This is a genomic window from bacterium, assembly GCA_030654305.1.
Lineage (GTDB): Bacteria > Krumholzibacteriota > Krumholzibacteriia > LZORAL124-64-63 > LZORAL124-64-63 > PNOJ01.
Window position 1 is genome coordinate 1 of sequence record JAURXS010000073.1, and the last position, 2,889, is coordinate 2,889.

Below are 2,889 nucleotides of genomic sequence, written 5' to 3' on the forward strand. Positions count from 1 at the left end.
ACGGTCGAGAGGCCGTTGCGGTCGTGCAGGTCGACGATGCGGCCGTCGCGGACGTGCACGTCGGCGGCGGACGGCCCGTTGCCGGTCATCACGAGGGCGTTGCGCAGGTGGAATTCGTGTGCGGTCATGGGGCAACAGTAGGCGGCGGCGGACCCGTCCACAAGGGCGTCCCATGCATGCCGACGGGGGTGGACCGGCCCGGCTGCGGCGCCTATACTGGCCGGCAGCGTCCGCGGACCCCGTTCTTGCCGGGAGGGCCATGAAGAGGATCGTCTCGAAGATCGACAAGCACGACAAGACCTTCGCCGAGAACGACCGGCGCAACCGGGCCGCAGCCGCGGACCTGGCGTCGCTGCTGGGGCGCATCGGCGAGGGTGGGCCGGCGCCGGCGCGCGAGCGCCACACCGGGCAGGGCAAGCTGCTGGTCCGCGAGCGGATCGAGCGGCTGCTGGATCCCGGGGCGCCCTTCCTGGAGCTGTCGCCGCTGGCGGCCCACGGCGTCTACGGCGACGACGTGCCGGCCGCGGGGCTGGTGACCGGCATCGGCACGGTGCACGGCCGGCCGGTGATGGTCGTGGCGAACGACGCCACGGTCAAAGGCGGCACCTACTACCCGTTGACGGTGAAGAAGCACCTGCGCGCCCAGGAGATCGCCCTGGAGAACCGCCTGCCCTGCGTCTACCTCGTGGACTCCGGCGGCGCCTTCCTGCCGTTGCAGGCCGAGGTCTTCCCCGACCGCGACCACTTCGGGCGGATCTTCTACAACCAGGCCCGCATGTCGGCGCTGGGCATCCCGCAGATCGCGGCGGTGCTGGGCAGCTGCACCGCGGGCGGCGCCTACGTGCCGGCGATGAGCGACGAGGTGGTGATCGTGCGCGAGCAGGGCACGATCTTCCTGGGCGGCCCGCCGCTGGTCAAGGCGGCGACCGGCGAGGAGGTCACCGCCGAGGAGCTGGGCGGCGGCGACGTGCACACGCGCATCTCGGGCGTCGCGGACCATCTCGCCCAGGACGACGCGCACGCCCTGCGCCTGGTGCGCGACATCGTGGAGAACCTCGGCCCGGTCGAGACGGCCGCGGTGCCGACCGCCCCGGCCGAGCCGCCGCACGAGGACCCCGAGGAGCTTTACGGGGTCGCCTCGGCCGACCCGCGCCAGGCCTTCGACGCGCGCGAGGTGATCGCCCGCCTGGTCGACGGCAGCCGGCTGCACGAGTTCAAGCCGCGCTACGGCGCGACGCTGGTCTGCGGTTTCGCGCGGATCCACGGCTACACGGTGGGCATCCTCGCCAACAACGGCATCCTGTTCAGCGAGTCGGCCCTGAAGGGCACCCACTTCATCGAGCTGTGCAACGCGCGGCGCGTGCCGCTGGTCTTCCTGCAGAACATCACCGGCTTCATGGTGGGCAAAGCGTACGAGCACGGCGGCATCGCCAAGGACGGCGCCAAGCTCGTCAACGCGGTGAGCAACAGCACGGTGCCGAAGTTCACCGTGATCATCGGCGGCAGCTACGGCGCCGGCAACTACGGCATGTGCGGCCGCGCCTTCCAGCCGCGCCTGCTGCTGATGTGGCCGCAGGCCAAGATCTCGGTGATGGGCGGGGAGCAGGCGGCGGGCGTGCTGCTGCAGGTCAAGCAGGACCAGCTGGCGCGCCAGGGGCAGGCGCTCGACGCCGCCGGCGAGGCGGCCATCGTCGAGCCGATCCGCGCCAAGTACGAGACCGAGGGCCACGCCTACTACAGCAGCGCCCGGCTGTGGGACGACGGCGTCGTCGATCCCCTGCAGACGCGCGACGCCCTGGGGCTCGGCATCGCCATGAGCCTCTGCGCGCCCATCCCGCCGGCGACCTACGGCGTCTTCCGGATGTGACCGCACCGACGAGAGAACCCCCGCCTCCCGAGGGGGGCGGGGGTTCGCGTGTCAGGCGACCGGTGTCGCGGAGTCCTAGCGATACGTGGCCTTGATGCTGCTCCAGCTGCCGTCCTCGTTCGCCACCGCGCAGTCGATCTGCAGCGTCAGCGTGATGACCGAGCCCCAGGACCCGAACTGCTGGCCGGCGGAAGCCGGGGCGCAGCTGCCGTCCAGGAACGTCGGGTAGCCGGCCGGCTTGGTGATCGCCGGGTTGAGGCTGGTGGTCTCGCCCGCGCCGATGCCGTTGCCGATGGCGAAGACCAGGGTGCAGCCGTTGGTGCAGGTGCCGGTCGTGTTGCCGTTGACGACCGCGGCCACCGGGGTGCTGTTGCCGCTGATCATGACGTACTGGACCGTCGTGATGACGGTCATCGCGGCCAGCGTCCCGGTGCCGTCGCCCCACGGGAAGCCGCCGGCGAAGAAGTCGAAGGTGCCGCCGCTGTAGGTCGAGGTGTAGACGATCGTGCCCACGCCGGCGACGCGGTTGTCCTGGACGCTCATGCTGGTGGACGTGGGGCAGCTGATCTCCCACTGCGTGCCGAGCGCGGCGCCGTCCCAGGACTGGGCGTGCAGGACGTGGGGGAAGCCGGAGTTGATGCCGGACCGCCAGGTCGCGGCGCGGCCGGTCAACAGCTGTCCGCCGAGGTCGGTGGAGTTGTAGAGACCAGCGATGGGATCGGCCAACGCGATCACGGGAACCGAGACCAGCAAGAGAAGAAGCAGGACCGATAACGTAGCCTTCATGGTGCACCTCTCGGGGCGTTGTGGGGTCTTTGGGCGGTATGTCGCCCGAACACAATAACCCAACTCGCCCATATACGGGACAATATTTGTATTGAATATGCACATTCAATCGTGCGCCGATCGGCGGTCGCCCAGGGAATCGACCACGACGACGACCGCAACTGTCCATCATCACCAACCTGGCGCTGATCCGGGCCCGCGCCCTGGCGATCCTGACGAAATACCGCGTCGAGGTG

General features: G+C 70.0%; 2 protein-coding genes. One reads left to right on the forward strand and one right to left on the reverse strand.

The features are described from left to right. The first annotated feature begins 259 nt into the window (after positions 1-259). Complete coding sequence (locus tag Q7W29_01875) at positions 260-1,867, forward strand: carboxyl transferase domain-containing protein (protein MDO9170559.1); 1,608 nt, start codon at positions 260-262, stop codon at positions 1,865-1,867. Positions 1,868-1,942: 75 nt separating this feature from the next. Here the strand turns inward: Q7W29_01875 and Q7W29_01880 are convergent, their stop codons facing one another. Beyond that, positions 1,943-2,653 (reverse strand): hypothetical protein, encoded by a 711-nt coding sequence (locus tag Q7W29_01880; GenBank protein MDO9170560.1) that lies wholly within the window; start codon positions 2,651-2,653, stop codon positions 1,943-1,945. Positions 2,654-2,889 lie beyond the last annotated feature (236 nt).